This is a genomic window from Acidovorax sp. SUPP3434 (genome assembly GCF_030159015.1).
Lineage (GTDB): Bacteria > Pseudomonadota > Gammaproteobacteria > Burkholderiales > Burkholderiaceae_C > Paracidovorax.
This window is the reverse complement of record NZ_BQXL01000002.1, coordinates 72,482-90,805: the sequence shown is the minus strand read 5'-3', so window position 1 is coordinate 90,805 and position 18,324 is coordinate 72,482. Positions and strand designations below refer to the sequence as shown.

Here is an 18,324-nt window from a genome sequence, read left to right as displayed (position 1 = left end):
TCACTGATTGCCCCATGGAACCATCCACCGCCTCTCCCGTTGCCTTCAAGGTGCTGACCGTGAACGTGCACAAGGGCTTCACCACCTTCAACCGCCGCTTCATGCTGCACGAGCTGCGCGAAGCCGTGCGCGGCGTATCGGCCGACCTGGTCTTCCTGCAGGAAGTGCTGGGCACCCACCAGCGGCACGCCGGGCGCGTGGCCAATTTTCCGCAGGAGCCGCACTACGAATTCCTGGCCGACACCATCTGGGGCCAATACGCCTATGGTCGCAATGCGGTGTACGACAACGGTCACCACGGCAACGCGCTGCTGTCCAAGTTCCCCATCGTTCACTACGAAAACCACGACATCTCCGTGAGCGGGCCCGAGCGGCGCGGCATGCTGCACTGCGTGCTGCAGCCCCCGGGCCACGCCCGGCAGGTGCATGCCATCTGCGTGCACCTGGGCCTGCAGGAGGCGCACCGCCAGCGCCAGCTCAAGCGCGTGTGCGAGCTGGTGGCCACGTTTCCGCCCGAAGACCCGGTGGTCGTGGCGGGCGACTTCAACGACTGGCGCGGCCGTGCGCACGACGTGCTGCGCGCCGGCGCCGGCCTGCACGAGGTGTTCATGCATGCGCGGGGCAAGGCGGTGCGCACCTTCCCGGCCTCCATGCCGCTGCTGGCGCTGGACCGCATCTACGTGCGCAATGCCTCGGTGCACGCGCCGGTGGTGCTGCCGCGCAAGCCCTGGCACAAGCTGTCGGACCACGCCCCCCTGGCCGCGGAGATTTCGCTGTGATGCGCCGCCCCCGCCCCTCGCGCTGGGTGCCCGGCAACCACTTCACGCTGCTGGAGAACGGCGAAGCGTTCTTCCCCCGCGTGTTCGAGGCCATCGCGCAGGCGCGGCGCGAGGTGATCCTGGAAACCTTCATCCTCTTCGACGACAAGATCGGCCGGGGGCTGCACGCGGCGCTGCTGCAGGCCGCGCGCAACGGCGCAGAGGTGCACGTGCTGGTGGACGGCTTCGGCTCGCCCGATCTGCCGGAAGACTTCATCGGCGAACTGGTGAACGCCGGCGTGCGCTTTCGCATTTTCGACCCGGGCCGCCGGCTGTTCGGCCAGCGGCTGAACGTGCTGCGGCGTATGCACCGCAAGATCGTGGTGGTGGACGGCGAGATCGGCTTCATCGGCGGCATCAACTACTCGGCCGACCACGTGGCCGACTACGGCCCCGAGGCCAAGCAGGACTACTCGGTCGAGGTGCGCGGCCCCATCGTCGCCCACATGCTGGGCTTCGCGCGCGATGCCGTCATGCCGCCACGCACACGGCGGCGGCGCCAGGGGGCGAACGCCGTGCCGCCGCTGCCCCATGCGGGCACGGCGGACGCCATCTTCGTCACGCGCGACAACCACAACCACACCAACGACATCGAGCGCCACTACCGCGTGGCCCTGCGCGCCGCGCGCGAGCGCGTGGTGATCGCCAATGCCTACTTCTTTCCCGGCTACCGCTTCATCCGCGAAATGCGCCGCGCGGCGCGGCGCGGGGTGGACGTGCGGCTCATCCTGCAGGGCCAGCCCGACATGCCCATCGTGCGCACGGCGGCCAGCATGCTCTACGACCACCTGCTGCGCGCCGGCGTGCGCATCTACGAATACTGCGACCGGCCGCTGCACGGCAAGGTCGCGCTGGTGGACGGCGAATGGTCCACCGTGGGCTCCAGCAACCTCGACCCCTTGAGCCTCTCGCTCAACCTCGAGGCGAACGTGGTGATCCGCGACAAGGATTTCAACGCGACGCTGCACGAACGGCTGGACCACCTGATGCAGCACAGCTGCCGCCAGGTCGAGGCCACGCCACCCTCGCGCTGGGATGGCCTGCGCCTGCTGCGCAGCTATTTCCTGTTCCACGTCATGCGCTGGTTCCCCTCGTGGGCGGGCTGGCTGCCACGCCACGAGCCCGAGATCTCACTGGTTGGCGCCCAGGACGGTCCGGCCTCCGACCCCACCCACCGGCCTTCGGCCACCTGAGCCATGGCGGTAGCGGCGCCCTCCCCGGCCCTGTCCTCCCTGGACCCGGCCGCGCCCGGGCAGGACTCCGCCCGGCCCCAGGCCGGGGCCCCCAGGGACGGCGCTGCGCCGCCGGCGCGCCCCGACAGCCGCTGGAAGCGCCTGACCGCCCACCGCTGGTGGCCCTGGGCCGTGACCCTCGCCAGCGGCGCCTTCGTCCTCTTCGTCGTCTCGCTGCTGGTGCGCCAGGCGCGCACGGTGGATTGGCCCGCGGTCTGGGCGTCGTTCCTGGCCTTGCCGGTGCCGGTGCTGCTGCTGGGCGGCGCGCTGGCGCTGGCCAGCCACCTGCTGTACAGCACCTTCGACCTGTTCGGGCGCCATTACACGCGGCACGGGCTGTCGGCCGGGCGCACGGTGGGCATCACGCTCATCGCCTATCCGTTCACGCTGAACCTGGGATCGATCATCGGCGGGGTGACGGTGCGCTACCGCCTGTACTCGCAGCAGGGCGTATCGGTGGCAGCCATCGGGCAGGTGATCGGGATGAGCATCCTCACCAACTGGCTGGGCTATTTCTTCCTGGCGGGCGCGGTGTTCTGGCTGTGGTCGCCGCAGCTGCCCGAGAACTGGCACGTCGGCCCCCAGCACCTGCGCTGGATGGGTGCCGCCCTGACGGCGGCGAGCCTGCTGTACGTCGCCGCCTGCGCCCTGCGCCATGGCCGGCCCGTGCACCTGCGCGGGCACCGCATCGCCATGCCGCGCTGGCCCGTGGGCATGCTGCAGGTGGCCCTGTCGACCGCCAACTGGATGGTGATGGGCGCGGCGCTGTGGGTGCTGACCGGGCAACGCACACCGTATGCAGCCGCACTGGCGACGGTGCTGCTGGGCGCGGTGGCCGGGCTCATCTCGCGCATCCCCGCCGGGCTGGGCGTGCTGGAGGCCGTGGGCGTGGCAGTGCTGTCCGCCTACCTGCCCGCGCCGCAGGCACTGGCCTCGGTGCTGGCCTACCGCACGCTGTACTTCTTCCTGCCCCTGGGGCTGGCTGCGCTCGCGTTCGGCGGGGTGGAGTTGCTGGGCCGCCGCCGGCCCCAGGCGGAATCGTCAGGCGCTGCGGCAGAGACTTCGCATCAAAACGGCCTCCAGCACAATAAACACTAGGGCATATTGCTATCAATTAAATAGCATCCATCCGATACATCGGACGGGCTTGCCATCCCCGGTCTGCCCGGCACCGCAGGCCTCCTTTATCATGCCGGTCCCCACGACATTGCCCTTCGCCCGATCGACACGGGCCCGCAAGCCATGATCCGCCTGTCCGAAATCAAGCTGCCGCTCAGCGCAGCCGAATCCCCCGAGCCCGCCCTGCGCGCCGCCGCCTGCCGCATCCTGGCGCTGCCACCCGAAGGCATCGCCCACCTCCACGTCTTCAAGCGCAGTTTCGACGCGCGCAAGGCCGAGCTGCTGGCGGTTTACATCATCGACATCACCCTGGCCGATCCGTCGCAGGAGGCCGCGCTGCTGGCGGCCCACGCCGGCCAGCCCCACATCCAGCCCACGCCCGACATGGTCTGGCAGCCGGTGGGCCGGGCGCCAGAGGGGCTGGCGCACCGGCCCGTGGTGGTGGGCTTCGGGCCCTGCGGCATCTTCGCGGCACTGGTGCTGGCGCAGATGGGTTTCCGGCCCATCGTGCTGGAACGCGGCCGCGCGGTACGCGAGCGCACGCAGGACACCTGGGGCCTATGGCGGCGGCGCGAGCTGCAGGCGGAGTCGAACGTACAGTTCGGCGAGGGCGGCGCTGGCACGTTCAGCGACGGCAAGCTCTACAGCCAGATCAAGGACCCGCGCCACCTGGGCCGCAAGGTCATGGAGGAGTTCGTGCAGGCCGGCGCGCCGCCCGAGATCCTCTCGGTGGCGCATCCGCACATCGGCACGTTCAAGCTTGTCAAGGTGGTGGAGACGCTGCGCGAGCAGATCATCGCGCTGGGCGGCGAGGTGCGGTTCCAGCAGCGCGTGACCGACGTGGTGGTCGAGCAGGACGCCGCCGGTCAACGCCACCTGCGCGGCCTGCAGGTGCTCGACCAGGCCACGGGACAGACCCATGCGCTGCGCGCCGACCACGTGGTGATGGCCCTGGGCCACAGCTCGCGCGACACCTTCGCCATGCTGTACGAGCGCGGCGTGCACATGGAAGCCAAGCCCTTCTCGGTGGGCTTTCGCATCGAGCACCCGCAAGGGCTCATCGACCGCGCGCGCTGGGGCCGGCACGCCGGGCACCCGCTGCTGGGCGCGGCCGACTACAAGCTGGTGCACCACGCGGGCAACGGCCGCGCGGTGTACAGCTTCTGCATGTGCCCGGGCGGCACGGTGGTGGCCGCCACCAGCGAGCCGCACCGCGTGGTCACCAACGGCATGAGCCAGTACTCGCGCAACGAGCGCAATGCCAACGCCGGCATGGTGGTCGCCATCGACCCCAACGACTATCCGCACGACCCCGCGGCATTCGAGGCGGCACTGGGCGGCACCCATGGTGTGCAGGCGCTGGCGGCCGGTGCCACGCCGCACCCGCTGGCGGGCATCGTGCTGCAGCGGCAGCTGGAGTCGAACGCCTACGTGCTGGGCGGCAGCAACTACAACGCGCCCGCGCAGCTGGTGGGCGATTTCCTGGCACGGCGGGCTTCGCAGGCGCTGGGCTCCGTGGAGCCCTCGTACAAGCCCGGCGTCACGCTGACCGACCTCGATGCCGCCCTGCCCGGCTACGCCACCGAGGCCCTGCGCGAGGCGCTGCCGGCCTTCGGCAAGAAGATCAAGGGCTTCGACATGCACGACGCGGTGCTGACCGGGGTCGAGACGCGCACCTCGTCGCCCCTCAAGATCGGGCGCAACGAGGCCTTCCAGAGCCTGAATACCGCCGGCCTGTACCCGGCCGGCGAAGGCGCGAGCTACGCGGGCGGGATTCTTTCGGCTGGGGTGGACGGCATCAAGGTGGGCGAGGCCGTGGCGCGTGCGCTGCTCGCCTGACGCGCATCCCCGGTTCGTCGCCCAGCGCTGTCAGAGCGCAGGCACCTGGCCTCAGCGGGGCGCCCAGTGCCCGGGCCGCATGTGCCAGCCGCCCGGGCCCGGCTCCCAGTGGTGGGGCACCCACACCGCGCCGGGGCGCGGTGGCGTGGTCCAGTGGCCCGGCCGCCAGACGTAGCGGCCGCCGCCCCACTCCCAGAATCCACCGACCCACACATGCACGGGCGAAGGCGCCACGGTGATCGTCTCGACATAGGGTGCGGGCGGTGCGGTGGGTGCGACGACCACCACGGGGGCGGGCTCGACCATCACGGCACGCGCGGGTGGTGGCTCCACCACCACGGTGCGTGGACGGGGCGGCGGGGCGACGACGCAGCCCGAGAGAACCGTGGCGGCCACCAGGGCCGCCGCCAGGCCGGCGAATGCGGGCCTGGAGGAAGAAGTGACGACAGGGGAGGAAAACATCATGGGCACCGGTCCGGGAAAGTGACTGATGCGTGCTCAACGCCCGCGCCCGCGCCCGCTGGCCCTGTTGACGCGCTGGCGTAAATCCCCGGTAAAGCGTGGGCCTGCCGCTGGGGAGCCCTCGCCTGACGCGGCTGGGGGGCGGCTCAGCGCACCGCGAGCGCCGAACCCGCTGGCAGCCGGAAGGCCTCCACCAGTTGGGCCAATTGCTCGGCCTGCACGCGCAGCCCCTGGGCGGCGGCGGAGGATTCCTCCACCAGCGCGGCGTTCTGCTGCGTCATCTGGTCGAGCTGGTTCACCGCCTCGCCCACCTGCCCCAGGCCCGTGCTCTGCTCGCGTGTGGCGGTGCCGATCTCGCCGATGATGGTCGCCACCTGCTGCACCGAGTCGACGATCTCGCCCATGGTCCCGCCGGCCGCATGCACCAACTGCGAGCCTTCCGCCACCTGGCGCACGCTGTCGCCGATGAGCCCGCCGATCTCCTTGGCGGCCGTGGCCGAGCGCTGCGCGAGGCTGCGCACCTCGCTGGCCACCACGGCGAAACCCCGGCCCTGCTCGCCGGCGCGGGCCGCTTCCACGGCGGCGTTGAGCGCCAGGATGTTGGTCTGGAAGGCGATGCCGTCGATCACGCTGGTGATGTCGGCGATGCGGCGCGAGGACTGGGCGATGCCGTCCATGGTGCCCACCACGCGCTCCACCGCGTCGCGCCCGCGCCGTGCCACGTCGCTGGCCGACACCGCCAGGTGGGTGGCCTGCTGGGCCGCATCCGCGCTGTGGCGCACGGTGGACAGCAACTCTTCCATGCTGGCCGCGATTTCCTCCAGGTTGGAGGCCGTCTGCTCGGTGCGCGCCGACAGGTCCGAATTGCCGGCCGCGATCTCGGCGCTGGCGCCGGCCACCGACGTGCTGGCCTGCCGCATGCCGATCACCAGGCCGGTCAGGCGCGCCTGCATGCCGTCCAGGCGCGCCAGCATGGCCCGCACCTCGTCGCGGTTGCCGGCGCCGATGGCCGGCACGGTGGAGGTCAGGTCGCCTTCGGCAATGCGGTCCGCCACCGTGGATGCATGCGACAGCGGCCGCAGGATGGAGCGCGACAGCACCACGGCGCACACCAGCGCCAGCAGCAGCCCCAGCACCGAGCCGCCCACCAGCAGCGCGATGCCCTGGCGTTCGCTGGCGGCGGCGGCGGCCCGGTCTTCCTCGACCTGCTTGCGCTGGTAATCGGCCATGTCGTTCACCGCCGCGGCATACCGGTCGGCCGCAGGGCGCAGCAGTTTGCCCACCGCATCGGGCGGCAGGGTTTCGCCGGCCTTGCGCCGCTTGACCAGATCGTCACGCGCGCCCCGAAAAGCATTGCCTGCGGTGTCGATGGCCTCGAAGATGCGCTTGGACTCGCTGTCCGTCGCCAGTTCTTCGAGCCGCTTGCGCACCTCGGTCGAACGGGCGGAGGTCGCCTTGCGGTCCGTGTCGATGCGCGCGGCATAGGCGGGGTTGTCGATTTCCAGCAGAGTTTCGGCGCGCGAGGAACTCAGCACCACGATCGCGTGCAGTTCGCGTGCCAGCAAGGCCCGCTCCGCCGCCGGTCCGCCCAGGCCATCGGCGATGTCCTGCAGTTCCATGAGCCGCCAGATGCCCACGGCAGCGGCGAGGGACATGACCAGGCAGATGACCCCGAAAGCCAGGGCAAGGCGCAGGGAAAGGCGGGCGTTGTGCAGGGTCATGTCAGATACCGGTGAGAAGGGCCGCAGGCGGGAAAGAGCGGCCAGCGGTGCGCCAGGCGCATGGGGTGGGGTCCATGGTAAGTATCGGCACCGGTTCTGACAACTTGATACAAGCGCAAAAAAGAGCGCCCGGATCGCTCCGGCCGCTCTTTCGCGGGGCAGGCGGCGTGGAAGGCCGTCCGCCCCATTCACATGACCCCTCAGGCGTTCGTCTGCAGCGCGGCAATGCGCTCTTCGATCGGCGGGTGGGTGCTGAACAGCTTGCCGATGCCGCCGGCGATGCCCAGGGCGGCCATGTTCTTGGGCAGTTCGGCCGGGTGGGCGCCGCCCAGGCGGGCCAGCGCGTTGATCATGGGCTGCTTGCGACCCATCAGTTGCGCCGCGCCGGCGTCGGCACGGAATTCGCGCTGGCGGCTGAACCAGGCCACGATCATCGACGCCAGGAAGCCCAGCAGGATGTCGAGCACGATGGTCGTGGCGTAGTAGCCGATGCCGGGGCCGGAGCTGTTCTCGTCGTTCTTGCGCAGGAAGCTGTCCACCGCATAGCCGATCACGCGGGACAGGAACACCACGAAGGTGTTCATCACGCCCTGGATCAGCGTCATGGTCACCATGTCGCCATTGGCGATGTGGGCCACCTCGTGGCCGATCACCGCCTCGACCTCCTCGCGCGTCATGCCCTGCAGCAGCCCGGTGGACACCGCCACGAGGGCGTTGTTCTTGAAGGCGCCGGTGGCGAACGCGTTGGGGTCGCCGGGGAAGATGCCGACCTCGGGCATGCCGATGCCGGCCTTGTCGGCGAACTTGCGCACGGTCTCGACGATCCAGGCCTCATCGGCCGACCCGGTGCCGTCGATGATCTGCACGCCCGCGCTCCACTTGGCGACGGGCTTGCTGATCAGCAGCGAGATGATGGCGCCGCCGAAGCCCATGATGAAGGCAAAGCCCAGCAGTGCCCCCAGGTTCAGGCCACTGGCGGTCAGGAAGCGGTTGACGCCCAGCAGGCTGGCGACGATGCCCAGCACCACCACGACGGCGACGTTGGTCAACAAGAAAAGCGCGATTCGTTTCATCGAAGGGTTCTCCACGGAGGGATACGGGGGTGTGACCAGCGGCAGGAACGCGCTGTCACAAACCGGAAAATGGGGATGGTGCGCAGGCGTTCAAGCCGTGTTCGCAGCGTTGCGATGGCCCTGGTGTGGTTTGTTATGCGGGGCGCGCGCTGCGGAATACGAGGGAGTCATCATAGAAGCAAAAGTTCTCGTTCTCGGGCCACCAGCCGGGCACGCCGAGCACCGGCAGCGGCAGAAAAGGCTTGGTGGCCAGGTGCGCCGCATCGAGCGCGCCGGCCAGCCAGGCATCCACATCCGCTACCGAATCCATAGCGCCCTGCGCTTGATACACATGCGCCGTGATCGGTTTTCTTGGCGCCTCGAGTTTTTCCAGCAAGGCATGGCCGAACAACACCAGCTGCGCCTGCCGCCACAGCGGCCGCAGATCGACGAACAACCGCCGCCAGTCGCGCGCCGCCAGCGCCTGCCAAAGCGGCGCGGGGGAGAACAGCACGGCGCCGTTTTCATCGAACAGCGTGATCGCGTCGCGCAGCGGCCCGCGCACTGCGCCCACACCGGTCTGGGCGATGGCCTCGGCCTGCAGGGCATTCAGCCGGCGCTTGGCCTGCGGATAGCGCAGCCAGACCAGGCCGTTGAAAAAATCGTGCAGGTTGTCGCGGGTGGGGACGGTGCCGGTGTCGAAGATGAACGCCTCATAGGCCCGGCCCGCCGGCAGGGCCGAGTGCGACACGAATCGCACGGCGGCGCCCGGCATCCGGTTCAGGGCGTCCGGCAGGGGCGTGCCGGCCTGCCATGCCGCCCGGACCCCGGGGCCCAGGTCTTCAAACGGCTGCAGCCAGGGCGGCACCGCGCCGAACGCGCCGGGGTCCACGGATTCAGCGTGCCTCAGGGAGGTAACGGACCGCGTTGGGCTGCGTCTGGGGCTTCAGCTCGAAATGGTCGGGGAATTTCTTGAACAGCTTGGTCGAGGCCGTGTTCTTGCCCAGCAGCTTGGCGTCGTGCAGCAGTTTCACGATGTCGCCCAGCGGCTGCCACTGCCCGGCTTTCAGGGCGGGGGCGTGGTCCAGGATGTGGCGAACGCTCACGGCCTCGCCGGCGCCCGAGCCCGCCCGACGGCCATCCGCCCCAGCGTTAGCCGCCGCCTTGGTCGCCGTGGTGGAAGCCGCCTTCTTGGCGGCGGCTTTCTTCGCAGGCGCCTTCTTGGCCGGTGCGGCCTGCACCGCCGGCTTGGGCGCAGCGGCCTTGCGCGGGGTGGTTTTGCGCGCGGGCGCTTTCTTGGCCGCGGGGCTTCGGGGGGCCGGTGGCGCGGCCTCCGGCATCGTGGCGGGGACCTCGGTCACCTGATCGCCCTCCGGCCCGACCAGGAACACCTGATCGTAGGCATTGACGGCCTCGGGCGCCATCTTGCCGCGATCGGAAAGGCACACCACCCGGAACCCGCGCTCGCGCAGCCGCAGCACCAGCGGCACGAAGTCGGCGTCGCCCGAACCGATCGCGATGGTGGACGGGCGCGAAGGCGCATAGGACAGCTCCATCACATCGACCGCCAGGGCCACGTCCGTCGTGTTCTTGGTCAGCGACAGGTTCATGTAGGGCCGGATCATGCGGGTGCGCAGCACCTCCCCAAGCCCCTTGAGCTTGTCGGCACTGCCGTACGCGCGGCGCAAGGACACGCTGCCCTCGTGCTGCTCCAGGGTGCGAAAGGCCTCCTCCACCCAGGCGGGCGCACACAGGTTGTCAGCGTCGATGAAGAAAGCGGTCATGGGTGGCCTCGCAGGGACTGTCTTAGCACGGCCGCCAAGGCGGGCAGGCACGCTAGGTGGGCGGTGGCGTTCACCCCACCACCCGCCACGGCAGCGCTTCGCCCGAGCGCAGCGGTTTGAGTTCGGCCTCGCCGAAGGCAAAGCTGCCCGGCGGCGTCCACGATTCGCGGCGCAGGGTGATCGTGCCCTGGTTGCGCGGCAGGCCGTAGAACGCGGGGCCGTGGAAGCTGGCGAAGCCTTCGAGCTGGTGCAGCGCACCGGCATGGTCGAATGCCTCGGCATACATCTCGATCGCCGCATGGGCGGTGTAGCAACCGGCGCAGCCGCTCGCATGCTCCTTGAGGTGGGCCGGGTGCGGCGCGCTGTCGGTGCCCAGGAAGAATTTGTCGCTGCCACTGGTGGCGGCCTCCACCAGCGCCACGCGGTGCGTTTCGCGCTTGAGCACGGGCAGGCAGTAGTAGTGGGGGCGGATGCCGCCGGTGAAGATCGCGTTGCGGTTGTAGAGCAGGTGGTGCGCGGTGATGGTGGCCGCGGTGAAACGGTCGGCCTGCTGCACGTAGTGCGCCGCATCCCGGGTGGTGATGTGCTCGAAGACGATCTTCAGTTCCGGAAAGTCGCGGCGCAGCGGAATGAGCTGCTGCTCGATGAACACGGCCTCGCGGTCGAACAGGTCGATGTCGCTGCTGGTCACCTCGCCGTGCACCAGCAGCAGCAGGCCGGCCTTCTGCATGGCCTCCAGCGTGCGGTAGGTCTTGCGCAGATCGGTCACGCCGGCATCGCTGTTGGTGGTGGCGCCGGCGGGATAGAGCTTGAGGGCGACCACACCCGCCGCCTTGGCGCGCACGATCTCCTCGGGCGCCAGGTTGTCGGTGAGGTACAGCGTCATCAGCGGCTCGAAGGCGACGCCAGGCGGCACGGCCGCCTGGATGCGCTCCTTGTACGCCGTGGCCAGGGCCGCCGTGGTCACGGGCGGGCGCAGGTTGGGCATGATGACGGCGCGCCCGAACTGGGCGGCCGTGTGCGGCACGACGGTGAGCAGCGCTTCGCCGTCGCGCACGTGCAGGTGCCAGTCGTCCGGGCGGGTGATCGTGAGGGTGTCGGGGGAGTGGGCAGCGGTCATGGGCGCCATTGTCCCATCGCACCGGCCCATGAAAAAACCCTGTCCACCCGGGAGGATGGACAGGGTAAACCCCAAATAATGGGGCGAGGGGGTTGCGGGTTGGTATTTCGGATCAGCAGCCGGACGGACGGTTGCCACGCATGGGCACGATGCCCGAGACGGTGATGCGGTCGCCCGAGCCATCGGTGGCCGTGAGCGTCTTGCTCAGGAGGCGCACCTGGTTGGAATCGCGCGACACGGTGGTGTCGCTCCAGTCGGTGGCGCTGAATTCGCGCTGCGAGAACGTGAGGAAGGCGATGTACAGGTTGCCGGCATTGGGCTGGTAGCGCACGTCGCCGGAGGCCTGGTCGCTGGAGCCGACCTTCTTGGCGCCGTCGAAACGGAAGGTGCAGACTTCGGGCGACGAACCCACCGGGTTCTTCTTTTCCACATCGGTCAGGTTGATGGTGCCGTCGCCGTACACGCCGTTCAGGCCAGAGACCGTGGCGTTGCTCACCGTGAGCACGCCGGGCTGGTCGCTCGGGGTGGGATCGTCGTCGTTGCCGCCGCCACAGGCGGTGAGCAGCAAGGCGGTGCAGGCGGCAGCGGAAAAGGTCTTGAGAAAAGCGTTCATGGGTCAGTCAGGATCGGTCATTGGAAAGTCGCAGGAACGGGTGTCAGGCCCCGTCCTCGCGACAAGCCCCGATCCTAGAAATGGCCTTTCGCCCCTGCTGTGGGTCTTTGGCAGCGGGGTCCGTAGGACAGATTCCCGCACCGCCCGTGCCCGCCGGGCGCAGCGCAGGCGGGGAGGCAACCCTTCAGGCCAACGCCTGGGGCGCCACCGCCGGAAACCGCACGGTGAAACAAGAGCCCCCCTCCGGGCGGTTTTCCACCTCGACCGTGCCGCCCTGGCGGACCACCAGGGCATGGACGATGGACAGCCCCAGGCCAGAGCCTTCGCCCCCGTGTCCGGGTGCGTGCGGAAAGCGTCGAAACGGCCGCGACAGCATCTCGGTAGGCAGCCCGGCCCCGGCGTCGCTCACGCGCAGCGCCACGCCGGCAGCCGTCACCTCGACCGCCACGCCCAGCCAGCCGCCGTCGCCCGCGTGGCGCAGCGCGTTTTCGACCAGGTTGAACAGCACCTGCCGCAGGCGGTCGGGGTCGGCATTCACCAGCGCCGTGCTCGGGGCCTGCGGCACCTGCAAATCGAGCGCCACGCCGTGTTCGGCGATGCGGCTGGCGTGGCCTGCCAGCGCTTCGCGCACCAGTTCCGCCAGGTCCTGCGGCGCCATCTTGAGCGATAGCTGGCCGGCCTCGGCCATCGACAGGGTGTGCAGATCGCCGACCAGGCGCCCGAGGTACTCGACCTGCTCCAGCAGCGCGCGCGACTCGGCGGCGTCGGCCTCGATGACGCCGTCGCAGATCGCGTGCAGGCGCGCGCGCAGCACGGTCAGCGGCGTCCGCAACTCGTGCGAGATGGAGGCTGCGGTGGCGCGGCGCTCGCGCGCCATGTCCTCCAGCGCATCGGTCATCTGGTTGAAGTGGCCCACCATCTCGGCCATCTCGCCCTTGTAGCGGCCCGGCTGCGCCCGCACGGTGAAATCGCCCATCGCCACGCGCGTGGCGGCCTCGGCCATCGAGGCCACGGGCTGCGTGACCAGGCGCGACACCCAGAACCCCACGGCCAACCCGAAAGGCAGGCACACCACCAGCCCGACGACCAGCGACCACTTCTCGCCGAACAGCAGGTCGCCGCGCCAGTACTGCCCGTAGATCGCCATCGCCTGGGGGCTGTCCTCCTGGTCATGGTCGTTGAGCTCGTCCAGTTCGTGCTGCACGGTGGCGGGCAGGCTGCGGTAGAAATCGCGGTACTGCATTTCGGAGAACACGACCACGCTGGCCGCCAGCAGGCCCATGGTGGCGAGCAGCGTCCCGGCGATGTATAGCCCGAAGCGGACCCAGATGCGATCGAGGATGGAGCCTTGCATGGCGCGCGGCTCGGGTCAGGCCTCGGCGGACTCGCCGGGCCACAGGCGGTAGCCGATGCCGCGCACCGTCTCGATCAGCTCGCCCTGCCCGGCCTGCTGCAGCTTGCGCCGCAGCTTGGACAGGTGGGAGTCGATCACCCGGTCAAGCGCGTCGCTCTCGGGCAGGCAATGCTCGATCAGGTGGCCGCGCGAGAAGCAGCGCTTGGGCTGCGCCGCCAGGCAGGCCAGCAGCCGGAACTCGGTCAACGTGAGCGGCAGCGGCACGGCGCGCCCGTCCTCGCCATAGGCCAGGGCGGCATGGGCCTGCTGGTCGATCTCGATCCGGCCCACGCGGATCGGCGTGGTGGCAGGCGCTTCCTGCGACCGCGTGCGGCGCAGCACGGCGCGCACACGGGCCACCACCTCGGGCGGGCTGAAGGGCTTGACCACGTAGTCGTCGGCCCCCAGGCGCAGGCCGAGCAGCTTGTCGATGTCGTCCGCCAGTGCGGTGACCATGATGACCGGGGTCTGACCCTCTTCGCGGATGGCGCGCAGCACGTCCAGCCCGTCCATGCCGGGCAGGTGGATGTCCAGCAGCACCATGTCGGGCCGCAGCTGGCGAAACAGCCGCAGGGCGTCCAGACCGTTGCCGGCCTGCTGCGCCCGCAGCCCGTCGCGCTGCAGGTAGGCCGTGAGGATGCTGGCGATCCCGGGTTCGTCCTCGACCACGAGGACAAGCGGACCAGGCAGGGGGGCAGGACTGTTCATGGCAGCAGGGGGCTAGGGCGGCGGCCACGGGGCCCGGGGAGGGTCCGAGGGCGGCACACCGCCGGCCGATTATCCATGGGCCGCCCTTCGCACCGGGCCCCGGCGCGTCTCCACGCTTTCTCCACACGGTATTCACGGCTGCGCGAATTTTGGCGGGCCCAATGCCCGCTGAAAACCTTCCCCGAATGCCCTTCCCTCTCCAGGTCCTGTCCGCGTGAACCGATCCCTTCGCCTCCTGCCGTGCGCCGCGCTGTCCGTCCTGGTGGCCGGGTGCGCCGCGCTCGGGGGGGCCGACGCCCCCTCGGTGCAGGGCGTGGCCCCGGTGCCAGCGGCCTGGAGCCAGCCGGCGCCCGCCGGTGCGACGGCAGCCGACCTGCGGTCCTGGTGGAAGGCCTTCAACGACCCTGCGCTGGATGCCCTCGTGCAGGAAGCGCTGGCCAGCAACCTCGATTTGGCGCAGGCCGCCAGCCGGCTGCGCGAGGCCCGGCTGCAATCGGGCCGCGCGGCCCTGCAGTTCAGGCCATCGCTGGGCGCCAGCGCCCGTTCGCTGCAGGACATTTCGGCCACCGACACCTACTTTCACGCCAGCCTGGACATGGTGTGGGAACTGGGCCTTTTCGGCGCCGGCGAAAGCACGCGCCAGGCCGGCGAAGCCGAACTGGATGTGGCCGGGGCCGATGCCCAGGGCGTTCGCGTGGCGGTCGTGGCCGATGTGGTGCGCAACTACCTCGACCTGCGCGCCGCGCGCCGCCAGGCGCAGCGGCTGGCGCAGATGGCCGCTCTGGACGAACGCAGCGCCGCCTTGGCCGAGGTGCGGCTGCGCACCCGCCTGGGGCCGGCGGACGAGATCGTGCAGGCCCGCGTGCGGGCGGCACAGGCCCGCGCCGCGCAGGCGCCCCTGACCGAAGCCGGTGCCCGTGCCGCCCAGGCCCTGGCCGTGCTGCTCGGCCGCACCACCCCCGATCCGGCCTGGAGCGCCGAGGTGCCCGGCAGCGCCCCTTCGGCGCTGGCGCCGTTCGCCCTGGCCGAACTGCCCGCCGATCTGCTGCGCACCCGCCCCGACGTGCACGCCGCCGAGGCGGAGGTGAACAAGGCGGCCGCGGCGCTGGGGCTGGCGCGCTCCGAGCTGTACCCGCGCATCTCGCTCATGGGTTCGCTGCTCTATTCGTACAACATCACCCAGCATTTCCGCACGCGCAGCGAAAACGCCCCCGCGCTCGGGCCCGTCATCGACATTCCGCTGTTCGACTGGGGCCGCCGGCAGATGCAGGTGCAGGCACGGCAGGAAGCGGTGAACGCCGCGCTCCTCGGCTACCGCAAGGCCGTGAACAACGGCGTGGCCGAGGTGGAGGGCGCCCTCGCGGCCCTGGGGGCACAGCAGGCCCGCGCGGACGCGCTCGCCCAGGCCCTGGGCTTGCTGCGCCAGCGCACGGCGGCCGGGCAGGCGCAGATCCGCCTCGGCTTGGCCAGCGAATACGACGCCCTGCCGCAGCGGCGCGCCGAGCTGCAGGCCGCCGCGGAATGGGACACGGCGCAGGACGCCCGCGCCCTCGCCTTCGTGGCGCTCTACAAAGCCCTGGGCGGTGCACCACTGCCGCCGGCCGAGCCCACGGCCGGGGCCGCCGATCCCGAGGCCACGCGCATCGCCGGGACCGCGCCATGATTCCACTGGCCCGCAAGACCCTGGTGCACGAATGGCGCCGCTTCGTGCCGGCGGTGTTCGCTGTCGGGTTCTCCGGCCTGCTGCTGATGGTGCAGGCCGCGCTGGTGCTCGGCATCTTCGGCAGCGCCGCCGTCTATGTGCGGGCCTCGACAGCCGATCTCTGGGCCGGCTACCCGGGCACGCAGAGCGTGAACTTCGGCCGCGCCATCGGCCGCGACGTGGAAAGCCGGATGCGCATGGACCGCGCCGTGACCGCCGTCGAGCCCTACCTCTGGGTCGATGGCGACTGGCGCAGCGCCCAGGCGGGCGCGGGCGGCATCTCGGTCTATGTCTCGGGCATCCGCAGCGCGCCCGACGGCATGCTGTTCGCACGCCTCATCGCTCCATGGCAGCGCGATGCGCTGCGCGAGCCGGGCGCGGTGATCGTGGACCGGGCCGATCTGGACACGCTGGGCGTGCGGGTCGGCCAGACCGCGTGGATCAACAGCCACCCGGTTCGCGTGGCCGCGGCCGTGGACGGCCTGCGCGGCCTGGGTGGCGTGAACGTGCTGGCCTCGCTGGACACCGCGCGCGAGATCGCCGGTACCGAAGTCGGCTCCGGCAGCACCTACGTGGTGGCCCGGACCCGCAGCCCTGCGGACGCCGCGGCCGCCCAGGCCCGGCTGTCGCAGGGCGGCCCGGGTTTCGGCCCGTTCGAGGTGTGGACGGCCCGGCAGTTCTCGCGCCGGTCGCAGCTGTACTGGATGTTCGACACCGGCGCCGGCGTGGCCGTGCTGTTCATGGTGATCGTCGTGTGCCTCGTCGGCACCGTGGTCACCAGCCAGTCGCTCATGGGCGTGGTGGCCGGCACGGCACGCGAATACGCCGTGCTCAATGCCCTGGGCGCCAGCCGCGGCGCCTTGGGCCGGCTCGTGATCGAGCAGGCCTGCTGGATCGGCGGGCTGGGCCTGCTGGTCGCCGGTGCCACCAGCGCCGCGCTGCTGGGGGTAGCCGCCGCCTATGGCGTGCCGGTCGCCATGACGCCACGGGTGGCGGCCGCCTGCGCGGTGCTGGTCGGGATCGTGGCCCTGTTCTCGGGTTTCTTCGCCATCCGTGGCCTGCTGCGGGCCGACCCGGCCCTGCTCCTGCGATGAACCACGGCACCGCTCCCGAAGCCCCCCGCCTCACGCCCAGCCTGCAGGCGGTGCAGGTGCACAAGTCCTTCGTGTCGGGCGTCGTGCGCGTGCAGGTCATCGAAGGCCTCACGCTGTCCATCTACCCGGCCGAGCTCACGCTCATCTCCGGCCCCTCCGGTTGCGGCAAGAGCACGCTGCTGTCGCTGCTGTCCGGCCTGCAGCGGGCGGACGCGGGCCACTCCATCGCCCTGGGCGAGAACCTGGGCGCGCTCAGCGTGCGCGCGCTCGAGCGCTTTCGGCTGCATCACACGGGGTTCGTGTTCCAGGGCTTCAACCTGTTTCCCGCCCTGACGGCGCTGGAACAGGTGCAGCTGCCGCTGGGCTACCTGGGCCTGAGCGACCGCGAGAGCGAAAAGCGCGCCCGCCGCGCACTGGACGAGGTGGACCTGTCGCACCGCGCCAGCATGCGGCCCGCGCAGCTGTCCGGCGGCGAAAAGCAACGCGTGGCCATCGCGCGGGCCATCGCCAAGGAACCGCAACTGCTGTTCGCCGACGAACCCACAAGCGCGCTGGATGCCGACAGCGGCCAGCGCGTCATCGACATCCTTCACCGCATCGCGCATGCGCACGGCACCACGGTGCTGTGCGTAAGCCACGACCCCCGGCTGGTGCGCCATGCCGACCGGGTGCTGGGCATGGAGGACGGCGCCATCCGCAGCGACTGGCGCCAGCCCGACGCGCCACTGACAACGAACACCCCATGACCCGCCTGCCCCTTACGCCCCCGTCGCTGCTCGGCCTGATACCAGCGCTCCTCGCCACGGCCGTGCTGCTGGTCGCCTGCAACGAAAAGCCCCTGCCCTCGGCCGTCGCGGCCGAGCCCCCGCCCCCGGCCCAGGTGGCCGTGGCGCGCGGCAAGATCGAAGTGCCGGGCGGCCTGCTCGAACTGTCGCCCGCCCAGGAAGGGCTGGTGCAGGCCGTCGCCGTGCAGGAAGGGCAGACCGTGCAGCGCGGCCAGTTGCTGCTGCGCCTGGCGGGCGATGCCGCGGGCAGCGAAGCCGCGGTCGCCCAGTCCGAGCTGCACCTGGCCCAGGCCCGCCACCAGGCACGCGCCCAGCGCCTGCCGGCCCTGCGCCGCACGGCGGCGCGGCTGTCCGAGGCAGTGACCGCCGGCGCCGCCGAACCCCAGCGTGCCGACGAAGCCCTGCAGGCCGTGCGCGATGCCGAAGCCGACCTCGCCGTCTCGCAGGCCGAGGCCGAAGTGGCGCGCAGCCGCCTGGCCCAGGTGCAGGCGCAGCGCGCACGGCTGGAGCTGCATGCGCCAGAAGACGGCACCGTGGTCCGCGTGGGCACGCAGGCCGGCCAGCGTGCGCCGGCGTCGGGCAGCGCAGCGGCCATCACGCTGCTGCCGCGCCGCCCGCTCGTGGTGCGGGCCGAGCTGAACGAAAGCTACGCGGCCCAGGTGCACGTGGGCCAGCGCGCCACCGTCACCACCGATGGCGACACCGCCGCCGCGGCGATGCCGCCGGCGCATGTGGTGCGCATCAGCCCCGTGCTTGGCACCGGGCGGCTGCAGGACGACGTCCAGCGCGGCCCCGTGCGCATCGTCGAATGTGTGTTGGAGTTCGATCAGGCGCCCACCGCGCGGGTCGGACAGAACGTGAGAGTGAGCTTCCATGAATGAC

17 protein-coding genes are annotated in these 18,324 nt (G+C 70.8%); 8 read left to right on the top strand and 9 right to left on the bottom strand.

Going from position 1 to position 18,324, the window contains the following annotated elements; translation table 11 throughout:
* The first annotated feature begins 14 nt into the window (after positions 1-14).
* The 4 genes from AVKW3434_RS04265 (at position 15) to AVKW3434_RS04250 (ending at position 5,008) form a co-directional block, all read left to right on the top strand.
* Positions 15-779, top strand: coding sequence for an endonuclease/exonuclease/phosphatase family protein (locus AVKW3434_RS04265; RefSeq protein ID WP_272565266.1), 765 nt, complete (start codon positions 15-17; stop codon positions 777-779).
* The gene (gene clsB / locus AVKW3434_RS04260; RefSeq protein ID WP_284404748.1) at positions 779-2,011 is read left to right on the top strand and encodes a cardiolipin synthase ClsB; all 1,233 of its coding nucleotides are present in this window, start codon (positions 779-781) and stop codon (positions 2,009-2,011) included. The genes AVKW3434_RS04265 and clsB overlap by 1 nt, the downstream gene beginning before the upstream one ends.
* Before the next feature lie 3 nt (positions 2,012-2,014).
* Positions 2,015-3,148: a lysylphosphatidylglycerol synthase transmembrane domain-containing protein gene (locus AVKW3434_RS04255; RefSeq protein WP_284404746.1), complete on the top strand. Its 1,134-nt coding sequence runs from the start codon at positions 2,015-2,017 to the stop codon at positions 3,146-3,148.
* Positions 3,149-3,292: 144 nt separating this feature from the next.
* Positions 3,293-5,008, top strand: a complete 1,716-nt coding sequence (locus tag AVKW3434_RS04250) for an NAD(P)/FAD-dependent oxidoreductase (protein ID WP_284404744.1) — start codon at positions 3,293-3,295, stop codon at positions 5,006-5,008.
* A gap of 51 nt (positions 5,009-5,059) precedes the next feature.
* Here AVKW3434_RS04250 and AVKW3434_RS04245 read toward each other — a convergent pair whose 3' ends face one another.
* The 9 genes from AVKW3434_RS04245 to AVKW3434_RS04205 all read right to left on the bottom strand — a co-directional run bounded on the left by AVKW3434_RS04245 (position 5,060) and on the right by AVKW3434_RS04205 (position 13,861).
* Positions 5,060-5,473: a hypothetical protein gene (locus AVKW3434_RS04245; RefSeq protein ID WP_284404742.1), complete on the bottom strand. Its 414-nt coding sequence runs from the start codon at positions 5,471-5,473 to the stop codon at positions 5,060-5,062.
* Between the two features lie 143 nt (positions 5,474-5,616).
* On the bottom strand, positions 5,617-7,191 hold the full coding sequence (locus tag AVKW3434_RS04240) for a methyl-accepting chemotaxis protein (RefSeq protein ID WP_284397868.1): 1,575 nt from the start codon (positions 7,189-7,191) through the stop codon (positions 5,617-5,619).
* Positions 7,192-7,391: 200 nt separating this feature from the next.
* The gene (gene htpX, locus AVKW3434_RS04235) at positions 7,392-8,264 is read right to left on the bottom strand and encodes a protease HtpX (protein ID WP_284404740.1); all 873 of its coding nucleotides are present in this window, start codon (positions 8,262-8,264) and stop codon (positions 7,392-7,394) included.
* A gap of 133 nt (positions 8,265-8,397) precedes the next feature.
* The gene (locus AVKW3434_RS04230; RefSeq protein WP_502869031.1) at positions 8,398-9,135 is read right to left on the bottom strand and encodes a DUF3025 domain-containing protein; all 738 of its coding nucleotides are present in this window, start codon (positions 9,133-9,135) and stop codon (positions 8,398-8,400) included.
* Positions 9,136-9,139: 4 nt separating this feature from the next.
* Entirely contained in the window at positions 9,140-10,027 is an 888-nt protein-coding gene (locus tag AVKW3434_RS04225) for an NYN domain-containing protein (protein WP_284404738.1), read from the bottom strand.
* A 70-nt stretch (positions 10,028-10,097) separates the two neighbouring features.
* On the bottom strand, positions 10,098-11,147 hold the full coding sequence (gene pyrC / locus AVKW3434_RS04220) for a dihydroorotase (RefSeq protein ID WP_284404737.1): 1,050 nt from the start codon (positions 11,145-11,147) through the stop codon (positions 10,098-10,100).
* A gap of 112 nt (positions 11,148-11,259) precedes the next feature.
* Positions 11,260-11,760 carry a hypothetical protein gene (locus AVKW3434_RS04215; RefSeq protein WP_284397861.1) on the bottom strand — a complete coding sequence of 167 codons (501 nt, stop codon included), beginning with the start codon at positions 11,758-11,760 and terminating at the stop codon, positions 11,260-11,262.
* Between the two features lie 184 nt (positions 11,761-11,944).
* Positions 11,945-13,114: a sensor histidine kinase gene (locus AVKW3434_RS04210; protein WP_284397857.1), complete on the bottom strand. Its 1,170-nt coding sequence runs from the start codon at positions 13,112-13,114 to the stop codon at positions 11,945-11,947.
* Positions 13,115-13,129: 15 nt separating this feature from the next.
* On the bottom strand, positions 13,130-13,861 hold the full coding sequence (locus AVKW3434_RS04205) for a response regulator (protein ID WP_284397853.1): 732 nt from the start codon (positions 13,859-13,861) through the stop codon (positions 13,130-13,132).
* Positions 13,862-14,075: 214 nt separating this feature from the next.
* Here AVKW3434_RS04205 and AVKW3434_RS04200 point away from each other — a divergent pair, with 214 nt between their 5' ends.
* The 4 genes from AVKW3434_RS04200 to AVKW3434_RS04185 are packed head-to-tail and all read left to right on the top strand — an operon-like array spanning position 14,076 to position 18,323.
* On the top strand, positions 14,076-15,524 hold the full coding sequence (locus AVKW3434_RS04200; protein WP_284404736.1) for an efflux transporter outer membrane subunit: 1,449 nt from the start codon (positions 14,076-14,078) through the stop codon (positions 15,522-15,524).
* A complete protein-coding gene (locus AVKW3434_RS04195; protein WP_284404735.1) occupies positions 15,521-16,657 on the top strand; it encodes an ABC transporter permease in 1,137 nt (378 codons plus the stop codon). Before AVKW3434_RS04200 ends, AVKW3434_RS04195 begins: the two co-directional genes overlap by 4 nt.
* On the top strand, positions 16,654-17,403 hold the full coding sequence (locus AVKW3434_RS04190; protein ID WP_272565281.1) for an ABC transporter ATP-binding protein: 750 nt from the start codon (positions 16,654-16,656) through the stop codon (positions 17,401-17,403). Before AVKW3434_RS04195 ends, AVKW3434_RS04190 begins: the two co-directional genes overlap by 4 nt.
* Positions 17,400-18,323 carry an HlyD family secretion protein gene (locus AVKW3434_RS04185; protein WP_284397843.1) on the top strand — a complete coding sequence of 308 codons (924 nt, stop codon included), beginning with the start codon at positions 17,400-17,402 and terminating at the stop codon, positions 18,321-18,323. The genes AVKW3434_RS04190 and AVKW3434_RS04185 overlap by 4 nt, the downstream gene beginning before the upstream one ends.
* Position 18,324 lies beyond the last annotated feature (1 nt).

Bases quoted from the DNA above. Each gene is read 5' to 3' on its own strand.
- AVKW3434_RS04205 (WP_284397853.1), bottom strand. From the start codon at position 13,861: ATGAACAGTCCTGCCCCCCTGCCTGGTCCGCTTGTCCTCGTGGTCGAG.
- AVKW3434_RS04190 (WP_272565281.1), top strand. From the start codon at position 16,654: ATGAACCACGGCACCGCTCCCGAAGCCCCCCGCCTCACGCCCAGCCTG.
- AVKW3434_RS04250 (WP_284404744.1), top strand. From the start codon at position 3,293: ATGATCCGCCTGTCCGAAATCAAGCTGCCGCTCAGCGCAGCCGAATCC.
- AVKW3434_RS04195 (WP_284404735.1), top strand. From the start codon at position 15,521: ATGATTCCACTGGCCCGCAAGACCCTGGTGCACGAATGGCGCCGCTTC.
- AVKW3434_RS04215 (WP_284397861.1), bottom strand. From the start codon at position 11,760: ATGAACGCTTTTCTCAAGACCTTTTCCGCTGCCGCCTGCACCGCCTTG.
- clsB (WP_284404748.1), top strand. From the start codon at position 779: ATGCGCCGCCCCCGCCCCTCGCGCTGGGTGCCCGGCAACCACTTCACG.
- htpX (WP_284404740.1), bottom strand. From the start codon at position 8,264: ATGAAACGAATCGCGCTTTTCTTGTTGACCAACGTCGCCGTCGTGGTG.
- AVKW3434_RS04210 (WP_284397857.1), bottom strand. From the start codon at position 13,114: ATGCAAGGCTCCATCCTCGATCGCATCTGGGTCCGCTTCGGGCTATAC.
- pyrC (WP_284404737.1), bottom strand. From the start codon at position 11,147: ATGACCGCTGCCCACTCCCCCGACACCCTCACGATCACCCGCCCGGAC.
- AVKW3434_RS04255 (WP_284404746.1), top strand. From the start codon at position 2,015: ATGGCGGTAGCGGCGCCCTCCCCGGCCCTGTCCTCCCTGGACCCGGCC.
- AVKW3434_RS04240 (WP_284397868.1), bottom strand. From the start codon at position 7,191: ATGACCCTGCACAACGCCCGCCTTTCCCTGCGCCTTGCCCTGGCTTTC.
- AVKW3434_RS04265 (WP_272565266.1), top strand. From the start codon at position 15: ATGGAACCATCCACCGCCTCTCCCGTTGCCTTCAAGGTGCTGACCGTG.
- AVKW3434_RS04225 (WP_284404738.1), bottom strand. From the start codon at position 10,027: ATGACCGCTTTCTTCATCGACGCTGACAACCTGTGTGCGCCCGCCTGG.
- AVKW3434_RS04185 (WP_284397843.1), top strand. From the start codon at position 17,400: ATGACCCGCCTGCCCCTTACGCCCCCGTCGCTGCTCGGCCTGATACCA.
- AVKW3434_RS04245 (WP_284404742.1), bottom strand. From the start codon at position 5,473: ATGATGTTTTCCTCCCCTGTCGTCACTTCTTCCTCCAGGCCCGCATTC.